We start from the raw sequence: 18,193 nt of genomic DNA on the forward strand, positions 1-18,193 counted from the left end.
GTAGGTACAACGAATAACCCTATAATTATGTTGACAGAATTTTCATTACATTTTTAATCAGATTGTAATTTTTTTCCACATTTATAACAAAATAGGGCATCTGTACTGTGATTTTTAGCTTGGCAATGCGGACATGAAATATTCATGCTTTCATATCTTGATTTGTTAAGTTCCGAAGTAACAATCCCTGTAGGAACTGCGATAATGCCATAGCCCAAAATCATAACTAATGATGCAATCATTTGACCAATAGGAGTGATTGGTGCAATATCTCCATAACCAACAGTGGTAAGGGTAACAATTGACCAATAAATTCCTTTAGGGATATTCGTGAAACCGCTCTCTGGTGGTTCAATTAAATACATAACAGCCCCTAATATTGAGACTAATATTAGCACTGTTCCAATAAACAGAGTTATTTTTTTTCGACTTGCTAATAAAGCATCCGATAATTGTGAAGCCTCCCCTAAATACTGAGTTAATTTAAATACTCTGAAAACCCTTATTAACCTTAAGCTTCTTATAATCATTAAAGATTGCGCTCCAACAAAAAAAAATGCTAAAATTGAGGGTAAAATTGAAAGTAGATCAACAATTCCAAAAAAGCTCTTAATATAATGCCAGGAATATTTTACAATAACAATTCTAAAAATATATTCAATTAGGAAGAAGCCAGTAAATATCCATTCTGCCCACAGAAAATAAATTCCATATTTAAATCTAATTTCTGCAACGCTTTCTAATACAACAGCCAGAACACTTAAAAATATTACAATAAGTAATACAGCATCGAATAATTTCCCATAAAAACTATCCGCTTTAAATACGATATCAAAGGCCTTAACCTTCCATTTAGCATTTGTATTTGCAGTTTCTTCCATTTTGAAGATTACCTATATATTAAACTATAACAAAATTATATAATAAGGGTTTCTAATATTGTATTTATACTATATAGTTTATAAATTAATTGTTAAAACTAGATAGTTAAGAAACCTAATCAACCTTTAGTGAAGCTACCAATTATCATAACATATATATTATTGACATTACCTTCTTTTTCTAATGGTCAAGCTAAAAGTAACAATACTTTGCCAGAAAAATCAATCAATTATGGAATAGATAAATCTTATGAGCCTTATGAATACTTAAATAATAAGGGTGAATTTCAAGGTTTTAATATTGATGTCATAAGGGCAATAGGGACTGAGTTAAATTGGAATGTAAAGATATATGCGGATAGGTGGAGTATCATCAGAAATAGATTAGAAGTTGAAAATGAATTGGATATTGCAGCCTATTTTAAGACTTCTGATCGTGAGAAGAAGATATTATTTTCAAAGCCTTTTAGCTTAGTGTACTATTCAATTTTTACTAGATCAGATAAAAATCCTGTGGAGGATTTGTTTAGTTTATCAGGTAAAAAAGTTGCCATTCAAGAGGCTTCAATCATAGAAGAATATTTTGACCAAATTGGTTTTTTAGATTTAAAGGAATTAAAAACTTATGCCTCTGAATCAGACGCAATAGATGCAGTAGTAAAAGGTGAAGCTGATTGTGCAATCACTTCTTTTATGACAACCAATTATAAAATGGAGTCTGAAAATATTACCAATGTTCAATCTTCTAGTGATCCTGTTTTTATTACCGAGTATTGTTTTGTGGCAAATAAAAAAGATTCACTATTGCTAGACTCACTTAATTGGGGGTTACGATTAATTAAAGCATCTGGTGAATATGACAGAATTTATCAAAAATGGCTTAGCCCTAATGTTAGTTGGTGGGAAAAAAATAAAGAATTAGTAAACATAATTTCCTTGGTCATTCTTGTTTTAATTTTATTAGCCATGCTTTATATCTATTCACTTCAAAAATTAATTCAGAAGAAGTCAATTCTTATTGAAAAAGAAATTGAAATCCGAAATAAAGCGGAATTAGAATTAATAGAAAGTGAAAATCTAAGGAAGAAAATTGAAGATTTTACATCAGTCATGCTGATTGAAACAGATCTTGAAAATCATATAGTAAGGGCATCCTCTTTATTTTATTCCATTATTGGTTTTAAAGAAGAAGAAATTCTTGGTGTAAATATTCACCAATTAATGTCAATTGAATCTTCAAAGAAGGATAAAGAAATTAAAAACTTAATTCTTAATAAGGAAGTAGTTTTTCTTGATGCTGAGTATGAATTTAAAACTAATACTAGTACTACCTCTTTTTTCGCTTCTAGCACTTCCTTACAGTATGATAAAAATAAAAGAATAGTAGGCTACAAACAGTTTATGCAAGATATTACGCCTTTGATGCAAGCAAATCTCAATTTGAAAGATATGAATGCAGAATTATCAAACTTTATGTATAAAACTTCACATGATGTAAGAGGCCCCATTGCTAATGTATTAGGATTAGTTAGCCTTGGTCAAATGACTACTGATAATTTAGAGGTTGTTAATTATTTCAAATTGATTAATAAGAGTATTCAAAAATTAGAACGAATATTTAATGATTTCAAGGAGGTAAGCTTTATTCTTCATGGAGATGTAAATATCACCACATTTGATTTTGAAGAATTAATTAATGAAGTGATGGAATCTGTATTTCTCAAAAGAAATAAGGATTTGAAAAGAGCTCAAATTAAGATAGAAATATTATCTGATTCTAACTTTATAAGTTCTGATAGAGCATTGATAAAACGCTTATTCTTTCAGTTGATTGAAAACGTTTTTGAGCATAATAATTATTATGACACAAAACTAAGTATCACTTTTGAGAAAGAAAATTCAAGTATATATAGATTTTGCTTCAATGATAATGGAGTTGGAATTCCGGAAGAAATGCAGAAAAAAGTATTTGAAGTATTTTTTAAGGGAAAGAGAAGTGATGTTAATATCGGAATGGGGCTTTACATGGCTAAAAAAGTGGTCTTTCGTCTTAATGGAGAACTAAATATTTTAAATAAGGAAGATAAAGGGACACTAATTGAAGTGGTTATACCCGTTAATAGTTACAGTGATGCAGTATCGCTAAATTAATTATTTAGGGATTGAGAAAGAGAAGATTGTACCTTTTCCTTCTTCACTCTTTACCCATATTTGACCACCGTTTTTCTCAACGAACTCTTTGCAAAGAATAAGTCCTAGACCGGTTCCCTTTTCTTTTGCAGTTCCCTGTGTAGAATGTTTTGTGTCTAGCCTAAATATCTTACTCGCAACCTCTTTTGGCATGCCCACACCATTATCTGCTATTTTAACTACAAATTGATTTTCCTCTTCAACCACTCCCATTTTAATCTGACCGCCATCTTCTGTAAATTTAATAGCATTAGAAAGCAAATTTCTGATTACTGTAGTAATTGAATTTGGATGAGCTTTTGCTTTAACTGATTTAGTGTTTTTTACCTCTATTTGAATGTTTTTATTGTCAGCTTGCTTTTCAAGTAACTTCTTATTTTCATTTAACATTTCAGTCAAGTCAATTTCCTCAGCTTTAAATTCAATATTACCCGTTTGTGATCTTGACCATTGTAATAAGTTCTCAAGTAAGGCAAATAAGTTTTTTAAGGATTTATCTAGATCCTTAGCCAGCATTTGAATTTCTTCAGTGCTTAAACTGCTGGTATGATTCATAAGTAAACCAGAGAATGAAGTTAGAGAGTTTAAAGGTCCTTTAAGGTCATGACTTATGATAGAGAAGAATTTGTCTTTTGTATTGTTTAAGTCTTCTAATTCCTGATTTTGCGTTTTTACTTTTTCATTAGCAGTCTTAAGTTTTGCATTACTTCTACGTTGAGATATAAATAGAATAAAAATCAAAATCATTATGATAGCAGCTAAAACCACCATTATCGCCAGGAAGTTTTTGAATTTTCTTTCTTCTTCTAATTCAAACTCCTTTTGAATTTTATTTAACTCTAACTGATCAATTTGATTCTGTTTTTGAGTAATGGTATACCTACTCTGTATCTTTAAAATATTTCTATCATTCTTTTCTTTCTGCAAAAAGTCATCTAAAGCTTTGTAAAGCTCACTGTATTCTAATGCTTTTTGATAGTTATTTAATTTTTTGTAAGCTTTACTTAATATAGCATAGGTCTCTTGTATCAGTAATTGATTTTGGGATTTTTGAGCTAATCGATTTGAAATAGCTAGATTTTCTACAGCTTTTCCAGGATTGTTTTCTTTTAGATAATAATTTGCAACTGAATTATAAACTGATGCTCTGTTAGCTTCTACATTTGATAGATCATTTAAAATATCTAATGCTACAATGTAGTTCTCGTATGCTCTTTTACTGTCATTTCGAATCAGATAAAGGTCCCCAATTTCATTCAAACATTTCGCTTCTTCAACTGGAGATTTGATTCTGCGGTAAATTGATAGAGCATTTTTATAATGTTCTAAGGCCTTATCAAGAGAGCTAATATCTTTATATATGTTAGCTAAATCTGTATTTGCTTTTGCTTCTACTTTAGGAATTCGTTCTTTTTGAGCGTATTGTAAAATATTTTGATGCTCCTCAATTGATTTGCCTGTCTCACCGGTTGACCAATAGCTATAACCTAATTTTTGATTAATAAATATTCGAACAGGAGGAAAATTATAATTTCTTAGTAGGGTAGAGGCTTTATTAAGAAATTCCTTACCATAATAATAGTCTTCAACCTTTTCGAATAAACTATAAAATCCTAAGTAGGTAAAAATCAAACTAATTTCATCTTCAGAAGCTTCATCTATTTCCATAGCCCTTATTAAAAGAGGCATGGCTTCTTCTAAATTGTTGGTTTTATAAATATGGATTAAGGCTAATTCTTTGGCAATCTTACTCTCTAATTCTTTATTCTCAATATCTTTTGCAGCTTGGAGCTTTTCTTCCTTATTGATTAATAAATCTTCGGCAGTATTATTTTCTATTTCTTCAATGTAATTTGTAAACCATTCCCACTCAGTAGCAATTTGGCTATTCTGGGCCATTAGTATTAATGGTGAGATCAATATCAAAAAGAGTATTTGAATTGTCTTTTTTAACATTATTAGGTTACTTATTGCAAATTTGATCTTAAAGAGAATCGAATATGGTTTATAATTTTTTATTATTGAAGCTTCCCATTGAACTTTTTGGAGGAAGCTATAAAATTTGATGTGAGAATATATTTAATATGTAATTTTTTAAAATCTATATTTCCAAAATATGAGCATTAATTAATAAATAATGTAATTAAATTTATAATAGATTTTAAAATTTAGATTAATGGACTTATATTTGAATGTAATGTATTTCAATTTTTGATATGAAGAAATTTTTATTAATCATTTTATCCGCTCTATTTATTGGTGCTTGTGCACAAAAAACTTGCCCTACGTATTCTTATAATGATTTGGATACTATAAATGAAGTAACAGTAGAAGATCAATCTGTTTAATAACAGATCAATCTACATATTTCTTTACATCTGTGGCTGTGATTTTATCAGCTCCTAATATTATCAGCCTTTCCACTACATTTCTCAATTCACGAATATTTCCGCTCCAATCATAATTCTTTAGTTGATTAAGCGCTTCCTTGTCCATGCTTTTCTTTTTAGAACCATGTTCTTCTGCAATATCACTAAGAAATTTTTCAACTAATTCAGGAATATCATCTTTTCGATCCTTAAGAGGAGGTACATTAATTCTTATTACACTTAATCTATGGAATAAATCTTCACGGAATTCATTGTTTTCTATTGCCTCCTTCAAGTTCTTGTTTGTTGCGGCAATAATTCTAACATCAACTTTAATGTCCTTATCTCCACCGACCCTATTAATTCTATTTTCTTGAAGAGCTCTTAATACTTTTGCTTGAGCAGCTAAAGGCATATCGCCAATTTCATCTAAAAATAATGTTCCACCATTAGCTTGTTCGAACTTACCAATTCGTTGTTTTACTGCTGAAGTAAAAGCTCCTTTTTCATGTCCAAAAAGCTCACTTTCAATTAGTTCAGATGGAATAGCAGCACAATTCACTTCCACCATTGGTGCTTTAGCTCTTTCACTTTGTTCGTGAATTTGTCGAGCAACTAGTTCTTTTCCAGTACCATTTTCACCTATTATAAGCACTCTGGCATCAGTAGGAGCTACTTTTAAAATAGTATCTTTAACTTCTCCTAATTGCTTAGAAGAGCCGATCATTTCATATTTTTTAGATACTTTCTTTCTAAGCGTTTTAGTTTCCGCAATTAGATTTGATTTATCTAATGCATTACGTACAGAAACCAATAATCTGTTTAAATCAGGTGGTTTTGATATAAAGTCAAAGGCTCCTTTTTTGGTAGCCTCTACAGCATTATCGATGGTGCCATGTGCAGAAATCATGATAAATGGAATTTCAATTCCTTTATCATAAACGGCATTTAGCAATTCCATTCCATCCATTTTAGGCATTTTGATATCACATAAAACCAAATCAAAATGCTGGCTTTCTATTTTTTTTAATCCTTCCTCACCATTTGCAACTTCCTCAACTTGATATTTTTCATATTCTAGTATTTCCTTTAAGGTCTGGCGGATACTAGCTTCATCATCTATTAATAAAATTTTAGACATAGCTTTTTAATTAGTGAATAAATGTCTCACAATTTAAATTTTGAGATAAAAGAAATAAAAATGCAAGCCTATAAGCCGAGTTCTGTCCATTTTCAAATGAATGAAAATGCTCTTATCATTTATCTAACGCAGTCTACCCCTTTTTACCATCCTTAAGGATTTTCGGACGAGCAGCCCTTATTCCGATAAATCGGAAGCAAAAATATATGTGACCTTACAACCCGAAAGGTTTTCCGTGCACCCGAATATTACTATTCAGTACGGTGAGCTCTTACCTCACCTTTTCACTATGACCTATAAGCAAGCTTAAAGGCTACCTGTTTTCTGTGGCACTATCTGTTCCTGATATCATCAAGACCCTTGGTTTCTCAAGGTACGGTGCTCTATGTTGCTCGGACTTTCCTCCCTTCGATTATACGAAGAGCGATAAGACAGCTTGCAATTTCAAAAATCTTTTAAACAAAAATAAGACCAAAAAATGGAATGAAGAATGGGTTTATGGATTAACTTCTAATTATTAGAGAAAAGAATTAATGAACATCTTGACCGGTAAGTTTATGTTCCCAAGCATCAGCAACAGTGGCAACCTCTTCGATAATGTCTTTCAATACATTTTCAGTAGCACTTTCTTCAAGAATAGCAGCCTCAACTCTGATAAAATCTTCTACTAAAACAAACCGTGCGGTACAAAAAGTAGCGTTTGCTCTAATTAAACTTTCTAAATTTATAGAAGAGTCATATTCACATACCTTAGAAGTAAATTCTATACTGGGTTTACCCGTTATGTCACTCTTTTTTAAAGTACCTAATACCGCTTGATATCTGTTTCCTCCCAACGGATAAATAACAACAGATTTGTTAGTGTCATATTCTTGAAACTGTCCGCCTACTTCGTTGGCATATGACTCCATAAATTCGTTAAAGTTCATACGGCTATTCTTTAAGGTTAAAAGATTTTATAATTCTGTAGCGTATTAAATAATTATAGTATCAAATTTAGTAAATTATTGTATAAAATTAAGAAATAATTTTATTTAATCTTTACTAATGTGGCGCCATATCCAAATTTTTCTTTGTGGGTATCTTTAAAGAATTGAATGTTATCGTGCTGAGATAGTTGTTTATGTATTTTATTTCTTAAAACGCCATTTCCAACTCCATGAATGAAAATTATATCATCTAATCCAGCCATGATAGCTTCATTTAACTTTTGCTCAAATTTCTGAAGCTGTATATTTAGAATATCCTCTTTTGGAAGTTTTTCATAATTAGGATCAATTGATTCTATATGTAGATCAATTTCTGGAATATTTGAATTATTATTTTTTTTGAATTGAAATTCCGGCTTCTCATTTCCTTCAAAAAAGCTATTCTTTAACTTTTCAGGATCTATTTTGTCAGGTTGTATGGACTCAGAACTTTTTTGAAATAGAGGGATCAAGTATCCTTTTTTATTAAGAAATGGGATATCTATCAGTTCTTTTTGAAAATCCTTTGCTCTGATTTTTAAAGTGATTTTTTCTGGTCTAATAGGAATCGACCACTTTGGATTTTCAACCAAGATTGTAAAAGTAAATGGGCTCCAAGTATTAAGATGGTCTAAATCTCTTTCAGTTATTTTGGAATAATTTTCACTTAAAACTTTATCAATCAGAATCGTTTTTTCCTCATTTTTCCCATTCACCTCATTTGCTAATAAAACAATATCCTCTTTTAGTGGATTAATGAAATATAGACTATGCAGATGATCATTAAGAGGAATAATAGCTAAATGGTAGCCTTTTAATTGGGGTTTAGGACTGGTGCTTTCTTTTTTATGGGTTGTTTTTTTAGGTTGTGTTTGTGGTCTGTCAAAAGCTGAGCTTTCATCAGACGAAACCACCACCAATTCAGATTGTAAAACAGGAATTGCGAATCCGTCCTCAATTTCAACTTCTACTAAAGATTTATCTAGTAGCTTTACTACCACACCCTCTTCAGTTCCTTTCATTAACCTTACTCTATCGCCTATTTTCATTACTATTTTTTTTAACTAAAAATAAATGGGATGCAAAATTACAGTTTTTCCATTCCATTCAACTGTTGGGAACGGTATTTTAATAATATTGATTACTGCAAGAGCAGTTTTTACCCACTTTTTATTTGATTCTATTTTTTCAAGATTAAGATCCAAACTTAGAAACCACTGTCTGTTAGCCAGATAGCCATTTTCTAGATTTTGATCAGGATTTCCATACAACATATTATTGCCACTATAGCCAATTGAAAATTGTAACCAATTTGGGAATCGGTTTTGGCTGCTAAATAGATTAAAATCAGTACTTAACCAATAAGTTTGACCATTATAATCCTTTAAAATATTTTCTATATAATTACTGCCCAATGTATTAGGCCTTAAATCAGCATAATTTGTACGAGAGAATGAAAATTTGGGATAAATATAATTTTGATTAAAAAGTAGCTGCTGATAGGGTAAAAATGCACCAATGGTATTGGCTACAGCATCTCCCACGGATGCACCATAGGCTGTTGAAAAGCCATCAAAGATTTCTATTGGAAGCATCATCAAGCTAGCACTAATACTACTAAAGAGCATAGCTTTTTTCGGAGTATAGCCTGATTTTTGTAGTAAATTAAAGTTAAGGTTTGATATATGATAGGCTGAATAAATATGACCTGCTTTATCCATTTGTAGCCACTGTTGATTGTCATTGAAGAATTGAAATTTTTGATTTTCATTCCCCTGATACCAAACTGCACCAAGGCCAATCATACTTACGGAATACAAAGATGCCTCAGTTATTATGACTCTATTTAAAAATTTATTGTTAATGGAATCTGATTGAGATTGGCTGAAGGAAGCATTTATAATGCCGAAATAAACCCCTAAGAAAATTAGAATTGACTTCATAAATCAAAATTAGGGATTATATCCTTCTAAGCATTGTCTAAAGCTGATTTATAGGTGTCAAGAGCTCTTTGTCTTGCTTCTTTGTGATCAACTATTGGTTTTGGATACTGATCAGTATTTAATTCAGGAATCCATTTTTTAATGTAATTATTTTGCTTGTCAAATTTATCAGTTTGGCTATAGGGATTAAATATTCTAAAGTAGGGTTGAGCATCAGTTCCAGTTCCTGCGGCCCATTGCCATCCTCCATTATTTGAAGCTAACTCATAATCTAATAATTTTTCTGCGAAGTAAGCTTCACCCCATCTCCAGTCTATCAATAAATGCTTTGTTAGAAAGCTGGCTGTAATCATTCTCACCCTATTGTGCATATAGCCAGTTTCATTCAATTCTCTCATGCCCGCATCTACAATAGGATAACCCGTTTTACCGTCACACCACTTTTGGAAATCTTCCTTATTATTTCTCCACGGCACAGCATCATATTTTTCTTTAAAAGCTTTACTCACTACATGAGGGAAATTAGCCAATATCATGCTGTAGAAATCTCTCCATATTAATTCATTTAGCCAAGTGTCATTGGTTTCTTTCGCTATACTTACTGCCTCTCGAATACTTATAGTACCAAACCTCAAATGAATGCCTAATCTACTCGTGCCATTTTTAGCCGGGAAGTCTCTATCCTTATCGTAATTATTTATAATATCTCGATCATATTTTTTTTCAGGTATTTCAATACTTGATCTTTCAAATCCTATATCATTTAGTGTTGGTACAGATGGGAAGAAGGAATGAAATTTATTTTTAACTAATTTAATTTCAAACGGATGCAAATGGCCTGTTTCTAGTTTCTCAAGCCATTTATTTTTGAATGGAGTAAAAACTTTATAGGGCTCATTTGATCCCGTTAGAATTTCATCTTTTTCAAAAATCACATGATCTTTGAAATCATAAAATCCGATTCCGTGATGTTTTAATATATTATCAATTTTTTCATCTCTTTCTAGAGCATAAGGTTCGTAATCCCTATTGGTAAATACAGATTGAATGTCGAAGTTTTCAATCAGATCTTTAAAAATATCTTCCGGCTTCCCATTTTTCACTACTATACCTGAACCTATTTCTTTTAATTGATCATTTATTTTGGAGATTTGATTATGGATAAAAGTTACTCTCGCATCTTTTTTATCTTTTAAATCATCTAAGATTTCAGTATCAAAAATAAATAGGGGAAGAACAGGATTATCTTCTTGGAGTGCATAATATAATCCTGTGTTGTCGTATAATCTTAAATCTCTTCTGAACCAGAAAATTGATATTTTATTCACGCTTAATTGGTTTAATTTGAGTTTTTAACCAATGAATTTAGCTTTGGTTTTATATTATTAAGAATTTTCGTCTTCTTCTCTTAATGCAGCATCCTGATTTGAAGGGTTTTCTTTTTCGGGTTGGTCATTAGAGCTTTGATTTTGTTGTTTTTTATTTCTTTCAAAGATTTCTTTGATCTGATTAAAACTGGTTACGTGAACTAAACTCACTCCTGTACTTGTAGTAGCCGTATTTGTAAACTGATCTAGCGTATTAAAATTGGTTCTATTATATATTTTTGCTCTAAGCTTTCCATCAGGTGTTAAAAGATATTCAACAGACCAATCTCCCAGAATTCCGAGAATTTCTTGGTTTACGTTATCTGTTTCACCTTGTGTAAAACCACCGTCTCTAGTTATTCTCAGGCGTCCTCCTAAGAAGCTGTAGGAAAGCCTCAGTTGGAAAGTGTTAAATTGATCTTCATCAAAAGACCCTAAATCCACATCGATTTCCAGATTTTCATCTATCTGTGTTACCCAGTAGCTTAGTTGATTGGATAAAAACTCACTCACAGAATTACCTACAGAACCACTCACTGCGAAGGATGATCTTGGTGATAATCTTCTTAAGATAATTAAACTGAATACCTGTCTTTTAAGCTCTTGCTCATCAGCTTCTAATTCAGATTCAAATGCAATAATGCTAGTTCTAAGTGGAATCTGACCATTATTAGTGGTCACATAATCAGGGAAATTTGAAAACTCTATATCAAAATCAACTTCTGGTTGTAATAAATCTCCTTGCAAATCCAATAACACTTTCGCAGGATACCTTCTTTTCAATTCAGGAGAACTAGCCAAGGTCGAATCTTGGCCAATATCAATTATTGGAAGTAAGGATACATTTTGCTCGTAAACGGCTTGGATATCAAGATTAGCACGATATGGATCACCATCCCAAGTGATTTGACTACCAGGCTGGATGCTAAACTCTTTGTTGATGATGTTGTACAAAGTGAAATTATAGCCACCTTCTGTTAAGGTGTAATCTCCAATCATTGTAAAGGCACCATTCGTATCGATATTCATACTGAGCTTTCCATTTCCTCTACCTCTGATGATATCACCTGCTTTAATATCAAAGATAATTTCTGCATATGCGTCAGGAGTTATTTCTAAATCGAAATTCATGGTCACTCCTTTAATATCAACCTCATCTACAGTATTGATTTCTTGAGTTGTATTGTTGGCAGTATCTTTTACATTTATGAAATGGATATATTCTTCCTGCTCTACAGATGAAGTGCTTTCTACGGGTATAAATATTCTCGTGCCTTTTTCTGATTTAGCTTGGGCATCAATCGTAAGATTCCCCACACTGCCTAGAAATGCTACTGTTCCACTTGCATAGGCAGTTCCGTAATAAAGCTCATTATCTTTAGCCGAGGTATTCAAAACTTTAAGGCTATTCATTTCTCCTTTTAAGTCTAGTCTTAGGTCAGTAAAACCATCATGAAGCAAATCACCAGAGAGGAATCCTTTATTTCCCATTTCATCGGTAAGTTGCATATTTTCGAATGTCACTTTCTCCTGATCAAATCGGATACTTCCTGTATAATCATAGTAGGTGTTTAAGTAATTTACTCTTATTCCTCCGTTAGAAATTTTACCAATTCCATTGATAACAGGTCTTCTTAAATTTCCTGTGATCTTAAATTGTCCATCTACAAATCCTCTCATCTCAGAAAAGATATCATTTATAAAAGGCTCAACAATCACAAGATTTGTTTTTCTTAATGTAGCAGAAAGATCTAGTGAATTTTCTGCTACAGCGGGTTGATAGGCCCCCTCAACTTTTATAATGTCTTTGTCTTCACGAGTTACCAGATAATCCATCAAAAGTTTTTTCTGGCTTGGCTGCCAATTTGAAAAGCCGTTTATATCACCGATTAGGAATTCATCAAGATAGAAATCAACTAGACTCAATTCAGTGTTAAGAAGGAATTCATTCTCGAAATTTTGAATTTCAATAAAACCATTTGCAGTTCCCTTAAAATCATGTTCTTCAACTAGTTCATTGATGTTTGCAACACTAAAACTATCAATATCAATTAAAAGTGATTTTGTTGAATCAGTAGATAGTTGACCGTTCGCTATGATGTGCTCATTAGATGCAATAATTCCAAAATCTTCAAATTGATAATTATTATCAGCTATTTTTAAACTATTGTTATCAACAAAGCTCCAGTTTTTACTTAATATCCTAATGTTGGATTGCTCAATATTCAAATCTAAGGTGTCTTCTAAAAATTCTAACTTTCCTGATAAATCTATATGGTTTTCGTTATCGAATTGTTTAATGAAAGTGCTAAAATTTATTTCACGACCAGTCCAAAATAATTCAGTTGATAAATTTTCTGTCTTTAATTTATCAAATTTTTGTGTTTGAGAATTAACGAAACCAATACCTAATACATCCTGACTTAGGTGGTATTTACTGAAGTTCAAATCAATATCATTTTGAAGAAATACATTGCTTTCGTATTGTACCGAATCAAAATGAGACTTTATAAATAGGGTGCTGTTTTTGCCATTTTGAAATTGACCTGCTATTGTGGCACCTTCTTTAATATGCAATTCGGGTACAAATAAATTAATAAGCGGATCAATCTCCTTTATTATAAAATCAAAAGTCACATCATACTCTTCGAGAATTGTTGATGAGTCTAACTTACTATAATATTCCTCAATATTTTTTTGATCATTTTCGATGTTTAATCGGTACTCTTTAACAGTCCGAATTAAATCAGTCTCCAACTGACTAAACTGATAAGCGCCATTAATATTAGCCCTAAATAAATCGGAATTGATATTAAGTTTTCGAACCCCATCATTTTTTGAAGTTTGAATAACTAAGGAATCGAGTTGTAAGGTGTTACCTTTATATGCTGCATAAATTTTTTGCAGAGATGTGTTTCCTACTATACTATCAAGTACAATACCTTTGCCATTCAAATTTCCTCTAGCAGTAAGAATAAAATCATCTTGAGTTATATTTAATTCTTTAAAGTTTATAGTATCTAAATCAGCATTAACATTAATTAAGTTTGCTTTATTTCGAAGATCAATAGAACCATCCATTTTGAATTTCAAAAGTGGATCGTTGACAGTTATTGTACCATTAAAAAATTCTGATGCCAACTCAGCATTAGTTTTTATATTTTGATATTCATATCCATTAATTCCTATTAAACTAATATTCGCATTCAGTTTCAACTTCGCGGTTTTAACAGTAAACCCAGTTCCTTCTATATTTCCATTCATTTGCACCTTTTGGAAGATAGAATCTGCATCCAAGAATTTCCCAAGGTCAAAATTATAAGTGGCTAGAGCCCCTTTGTAACTAGAGGTTTTTGAATCTGGTGATATTTTTAAATTTAAGTCGGATTCCACTCTTCCTAATGGTGACGTAAATACACCGTTGGCTACGAAATCAGTAGGGAATCCAATAAAATTCCCTCTAAAATTGGTTAAACCTACATTTTGAACTCTTTCAAAAACAATACTATCGTTAATGTATTGCTGTAAATCTGCTGGTAGTAATGAGGAATTAGTTAAATCTAGATTGATAAAGGACTCATCAAAATATGGTAAACCGTCTATTCTTAAATTTCCTTCGATAAAGCTTGATTCACCAAACTCTAGGTTTAAATCTTTAGCCTTAAATCGTTTTACCTTACCGCTAAATTGCCCGCTTAGATTTATTTTATCCTTATATCTATTGACATAAGGAGCGAAATAAGCCAAATCCTTTGCGTAAATAATTGAGTTTTTAATATTAGCTTTAATATCAACGGAATCAATAATGTAAGATAAATCACTAATGCTGTTATAATTGAATACAATAGAATCTTTAACTGTACTATTGTTGAGGTGCAAATCTAGGTTTGTTAAAGCCATTCTGCTCTGAGATATTTCAAAGTTAGTCATGAGCTTATTAATTGCCATGTCAGTTACTGAATCATGAGCGGTTAAGCTTTGAACCTGCATTTGGATTGTGTCTGCTTTACTAGAGAAATTCTTCAGCCTTGCATTTAAATCATGAAGTACAAATTGATTATAATTAAATCCTTCTTTAATAGAATCTGCATTTAAATTAGCAACACCTAGAATAATATTATCAAGATTAGCATTTCTAATTAGAAGCTTTTTAGCTGGTTTTGAGCTACTGTCATTTTCTGAGGAAGATAAATTCCGAATGGCATACGCTAATTCATCTATATTAAAATAAATACTCCCTTTTTCTCGAATCAGCATTACTCTTCCATTTTTAAGATCTAATTGATCGAAAAGGACGCTTTCATCATTTATCAGTTGCTTAATATCATAATCAATAGAAATAGATTCAATATCTATAAACGGACTATTGTCTTTATTTTTAACGTTTAAACCACTTAGTGAAATTTGATCGAACCACTCAATATTGATTTTTTCAATAGTAATTTCAAAGCCTAATTTTTTGCTTAAATAATCACTTCCATATTTGGCTACCGAAGTTTGTATTCGTGAGGATTGCATAGCCAAGACCAATACACTCATGGAAAAAAATATGATAAGGAAGGTCCATAATATTGCTTTTGCAATACCTTTTTTAATACCTTGCGTTATATTATTCTCCTCTTTCAAATTTTTATGGATATCAATATTTTAGCGATCGAATCTTCCTGCGATGAAACTTCAGCTTCAGTAATTCAGAACGGAAATGTAATCAACAATATTATTGCCACACAATCTGTTCACGAAAAATACGGAGGTGTAGTTCCGGAATTAGCCTCACGTGCTCATCAACAAAATATCGTGCCAGTTGTAGAGCAAGCCTTATCTGCTGCAAATATAAGTAAGAAGGATTTAAATGCAGTAGCTTTTACGCAAGGCCCTGGATTATTAGGTGCACTTTTAGTAGGGAGCAGTTTTGCAAAATCACTTTCTTCCGCTTTAAAAATTCCATTAATCGGGGTAAATCATATGCAAGCCCACATTTTGGCTCATTTCATTGAAGATCCTAAGCCAAACTTCCCATTCTTATGCTTAACTGTGAGTGGAGGGCATACTCAAATAGTAAAGGTAAATGACTATTTAGATATGGAAATTTTAGGTGAAACAAAAGATGATGCAGTAGGAGAGGCCTTTGATAAAATCGCCAAGATAATTGGTTTACCATATCCTGGAGGACCAATGATCGATAAACATGCTAAAAATGGAGATCCTGAAAAGTTTAAATTTCCAGAAACAGAGATGCCTGGATTTAATTATTCTTTTAGTGGTATTAAAACAGCAGTGCTTTACTTCCTACAAAATAATAGTCAAAAAGATAATAACTTTGTTAAAGATAACCTTGATGATATTTGTGCAAGTGTTCAGCATAGGCTAATTACCACTTTACTTCAAAAATTAAAAAAAGCTTCAAAACATACTGGAATTAAAGAAGTAGCAATAGCAGGTGGAGTATCAGCAAACTCATATTTGAGGGAAGTTTTAGCAAAAACTGGTGAAGAATTAAAATGGAATACTTATATCCCAAAATTTGAGTTTTGTACTGATAATGCTGGAATGATTGCTATGACAGCTCATTTCAAATATCAAAACCAAGAATTTTTGGACATGAATGCTGCACCAATTCCTAGAATGAAATTTACAGCTGAAAAGAAATGAAATCAGTTTTTAGAAAGGGAGATATTAAAAGGCACAGTTTTATTGTAACTGAAAAAGATGTTGCTCATTTTGAAAAGCAAGCTGTTCATGATGTATGTGCTACTTTTACTTTAGCTAGAGAAATTGAATGGGCCACTCGCTTATTTGTACTGGATATGCTTGAAGCAGGAGAGGAAGGAATAGGTACACATCTTAACATTCAACATGTAGCTCCAGCTTTAATAGGAGAGGAAGTAAACATTATAGCTGAGTTTAACGATATAGTAGATAAGGAAATTATTTGTTCCTATACTGCAAAAGTAGGAGATAGGATTGTGAGTAAGGGAACTACAGGGCAAAAGATATTACCTAAAGAGAAATTAAATCATATTTTTAATAACTTATCGAAATAAAGTATTCAATTTTGCTTGAATAGTAGATTATGAGTGATAAAAAAGATTTTAGTAAATCAGTAACTGTTAAAAACAAAAAAGCCAGGTTTGAATATGAGTGGTTAGACACTTATCAAGCGGGGCTTGTTTTGCAAGGTACTGAAATTAAGGCTATTAGATTGAATAAAGTCAGTTTGCAAGAGGCGTACTGCTATATCCATAGAGGAGAAGTTTTTGTGAAGGGTATGCACATAGGTCTTTATGAACTAGGAACTCACTATAATCATGAAGAAAAGCGGGAAAGAAAACTTTTGCTTAAAAAGCAAGAAATAGAAAAGTTGAAAAAGAGAATGGAAGAAAAGGGTTTAACCTTAATTCCAACCAAATTATATATTAATAGTAGAGGTCTTGCGAAAATTGAGATCGCATTAGCAAAAGGTAAAAAACTGCACGATAAAAGGGACAGTATCAAAGAGAAAGATGTGAAAAGAGAACTGTCTAAAATGAAATTGTAATATGACATCAATCGGGCAAAAGGGTATTTCTAGATTAAGTATAATTCCTGTAAGAGCGGAGCCTTCTGATGCTGCTGAAATGGTAACACAATTGTTATTTGGAGACCATTACAGTGTAATTGATATATCAAAAGATCAAAAATGGGTAAAGATAGAGATCTACTTTGACCATTATCAGGGTTGGATTGACAGTAAACAATTCCATTATATTTCTGAAGAGTATTTCGATCAAATAAATAATTCAGATTATAAAATTTGCACAGATTTAACGGCATCCATTTTATATCAAAAAAACTTAATTTCAGTTACACTTGGCTCAGTAATTCCTATTTCAACTAATGAGATTTTTGCAATAGAGGAACACTTAGGCTTTAATGGAGAGGCTAAATCATTAAGTGCAAAAAGAGATTTTGAATACCTGAAAGGGGTAGTTAAAAAATATTTAAATGCACCCTATTTATGGGGAGGTAAATCTCCATTTGGAATAGATTGTTCTGGCTTTACCCAAATGGTTTTCAAAATTTGTGGTTATAATTTGAAAAGAGATGCCTCTCAACAAGTGCAACAAGGTAAGCTGGTGGATGGCCTAGTGAACGCTCTTCCAGGTGACTTAGCATTCTTTAGAAATGAAGATAAAAAAGTAACTCATGTGGGTATTTTGCTTGAGAATCAGGAGATTATTCATGCATCTGGGCGAGTAAAAATTGATTTTCTTGATGAAAATGGTATCTTCAATGCTGAACAAAAAGGTTACACACATTATTTAACCGATATTAAAAGAATATTAGCATGATAA

Annotated in this window: 14 protein-coding genes and 1 other RNA gene; 6 read left to right on the top strand and 9 right to left on the bottom strand. The window is 31.7% G+C overall.

What is annotated here, in order from left to right:
* Nucleotides 1-53 precede the first annotated feature (53 nt).
* Nucleotides 54-881, bottom strand: coding sequence for an ion transporter (locus QYS48_RS12795; protein ID WP_308356248.1), 828 nt, complete (start codon nt 879-881; stop codon nt 54-56).
* Nucleotides 882-1,010: 129 nt separating this feature from the next.
* Between QYS48_RS12795 and QYS48_RS12800 the strand changes: the two genes are divergently transcribed.
* Complete coding sequence (locus tag QYS48_RS12800) at nt 1,011-3,032, top strand: transporter substrate-binding domain-containing protein (RefSeq protein ID WP_308356249.1); 2,022 nt, start codon at nt 1,011-1,013, stop codon at nt 3,030-3,032.
* Here the strand turns inward: QYS48_RS12800 and QYS48_RS12805 are convergent, their stop codons facing one another.
* Nucleotides 3,033-4,970, bottom strand: a complete 1,938-nt coding sequence (locus QYS48_RS12805; RefSeq protein ID WP_308356250.1) for an ATP-binding protein — start codon at nt 4,968-4,970, stop codon at nt 3,033-3,035.
* A 317-nt stretch (nt 4,971-5,287) separates the two neighbouring features.
* Between QYS48_RS12805 and QYS48_RS12810 the strand changes: the two genes are divergently transcribed.
* A complete protein-coding gene (locus QYS48_RS12810; protein ID WP_302101366.1) occupies nt 5,288-5,419 on the top strand; it encodes a hypothetical protein in 132 nt (43 codons plus the stop codon).
* 7 nt (nt 5,420-5,426) lie between these two features.
* Here QYS48_RS12810 and QYS48_RS12815 read toward each other — a convergent pair whose 3' ends face one another.
* The 7 genes from QYS48_RS12815 to QYS48_RS12845 form a co-directional block, all read right to left on the bottom strand.
* Nucleotides 5,427-6,581, bottom strand: a complete 1,155-nt coding sequence (locus QYS48_RS12815) for a sigma-54 dependent transcriptional regulator (RefSeq protein WP_308356251.1) — start codon at nt 6,579-6,581, stop codon at nt 5,427-5,429.
* A 55-nt stretch (nt 6,582-6,636) separates the two neighbouring features.
* Nucleotides 6,637-7,024: RNase P RNA component class A (gene rnpB / locus QYS48_RS12820), an RNA gene on the bottom strand.
* 87 nt (nt 7,025-7,111) lie between these two features.
* The gene (locus tag QYS48_RS12825) at nt 7,112-7,510 is read right to left on the bottom strand and encodes a hypothetical protein (protein ID WP_308356252.1); all 399 of its coding nucleotides are present in this window, start codon (nt 7,508-7,510) and stop codon (nt 7,112-7,114) included.
* Between the two features lie 101 nt (nt 7,511-7,611).
* On the bottom strand, nt 7,612-8,598 hold the full coding sequence (locus QYS48_RS12830; RefSeq protein ID WP_308356253.1) for a Smr/MutS family protein: 987 nt from the start codon (nt 8,596-8,598) through the stop codon (nt 7,612-7,614).
* Nucleotides 8,599-8,613: 15 nt separating this feature from the next.
* Nucleotides 8,614-9,492 (bottom strand): DUF2279 domain-containing protein, encoded by an 879-nt coding sequence (locus tag QYS48_RS12835; protein ID WP_308356254.1) that lies wholly within the window; start codon nt 9,490-9,492, stop codon nt 8,614-8,616.
* A 26-nt stretch (nt 9,493-9,518) separates the two neighbouring features.
* Nucleotides 9,519-10,820 (bottom strand): deoxyribodipyrimidine photo-lyase, encoded by a 1,302-nt coding sequence (locus QYS48_RS12840; RefSeq protein ID WP_308356255.1) that lies wholly within the window; start codon nt 10,818-10,820, stop codon nt 9,519-9,521.
* A gap of 57 nt (nt 10,821-10,877) precedes the next feature.
* Nucleotides 10,878-15,485 (bottom strand): translocation/assembly module TamB domain-containing protein, encoded by a 4,608-nt coding sequence (locus QYS48_RS12845; protein WP_308356256.1) that lies wholly within the window; start codon nt 15,483-15,485, stop codon nt 10,878-10,880.
* A 6-nt stretch (nt 15,486-15,491) separates the two neighbouring features.
* Between QYS48_RS12845 and tsaD the strand changes: the two genes are divergently transcribed.
* Genes tsaD through QYS48_RS12865 form a run of 4 tightly spaced genes read left to right on the top strand, consistent with a single transcriptional unit; the run spans nt 15,492 to nt 18,190 of the window.
* Nucleotides 15,492-16,511 carry a tRNA (adenosine(37)-N6)-threonylcarbamoyltransferase complex transferase subunit TsaD gene (tsaD, locus tag QYS48_RS12850; RefSeq protein WP_308356257.1) on the top strand — a complete coding sequence of 340 codons (1,020 nt, stop codon included), beginning with the start codon at nt 15,492-15,494 and terminating at the stop codon, nt 16,509-16,511.
* The gene (locus QYS48_RS12855; RefSeq protein ID WP_308356258.1) at nt 16,508-16,903 is read left to right on the top strand and encodes a hypothetical protein; all 396 of its coding nucleotides are present in this window, start codon (nt 16,508-16,510) and stop codon (nt 16,901-16,903) included. Before tsaD ends, QYS48_RS12855 begins: the two co-directional genes overlap by 4 nt.
* 29 nt (nt 16,904-16,932) lie before the next feature.
* Nucleotides 16,933-17,397: an SsrA-binding protein SmpB gene (gene smpB, locus QYS48_RS12860; protein ID WP_308356259.1), complete on the top strand. Its 465-nt coding sequence runs from the start codon at nt 16,933-16,935 to the stop codon at nt 17,395-17,397.
* A 1-nt stretch (nt 17,398) separates the two neighbouring features.
* On the top strand, nt 17,399-18,190 hold the full coding sequence (locus QYS48_RS12865) for a C40 family peptidase (protein ID WP_308356260.1): 792 nt from the start codon (nt 17,399-17,401) through the stop codon (nt 18,188-18,190).
* Nucleotides 18,191-18,193 lie beyond the last annotated feature (3 nt).

The organism is Marivirga arenosa, assembly GCF_030503895.2.
GTDB lineage: Bacteria > Bacteroidota > Bacteroidia > Cytophagales > Cyclobacteriaceae > Marivirga > Marivirga arenosa.

Bases quoted from the DNA above. Each gene is read 5' to 3' on its own strand.
- QYS48_RS12795 (WP_308356248.1), bottom strand. From the start codon at position 881: ATGGAAGAAACTGCAAATACAAATGCTAAATGGAAGGTTAAGGCCTTT.
- QYS48_RS12805 (WP_308356250.1), bottom strand. From the start codon at position 4,970: ATGGCCCAGAATAGCCAAATTGCTACTGAGTGGGAATGGTTTACAAAT.
- QYS48_RS12810 (WP_302101366.1), top strand. From the start codon at position 5,288: ATGAAGAAATTTTTATTAATCATTTTATCCGCTCTATTTATTGGTGCT.
- QYS48_RS12815 (WP_308356251.1), bottom strand. From the start codon at position 6,581: ATGTCTAAAATTTTATTAATAGATGATGAAGCTAGTATCCGCCAGACC.
- QYS48_RS12825 (WP_308356252.1), bottom strand. From the start codon at position 7,510: ATGAACTTTAACGAATTTATGGAGTCATATGCCAACGAAGTAGGCGGA.
- QYS48_RS12830 (WP_308356253.1), bottom strand. From the start codon at position 8,598: ATGAAAATAGGCGATAGAGTAAGGTTAATGAAAGGAACTGAAGAGGGT.
- QYS48_RS12835 (WP_308356254.1), bottom strand. From the start codon at position 9,492: ATGAAGTCAATTCTAATTTTCTTAGGGGTTTATTTCGGCATTATAAAT.
- tsaD (WP_308356257.1), top strand. From the start codon at position 15,492: ATGGATATCAATATTTTAGCGATCGAATCTTCCTGCGATGAAACTTCA.
- QYS48_RS12855 (WP_308356258.1), top strand. From the start codon at position 16,508: ATGAAATCAGTTTTTAGAAAGGGAGATATTAAAAGGCACAGTTTTATT.
- smpB (WP_308356259.1), top strand. From the start codon at position 16,933: ATGAGTGATAAAAAAGATTTTAGTAAATCAGTAACTGTTAAAAACAAA.
- QYS48_RS12865 (WP_308356260.1), top strand. From the start codon at position 17,399: ATGACATCAATCGGGCAAAAGGGTATTTCTAGATTAAGTATAATTCCT.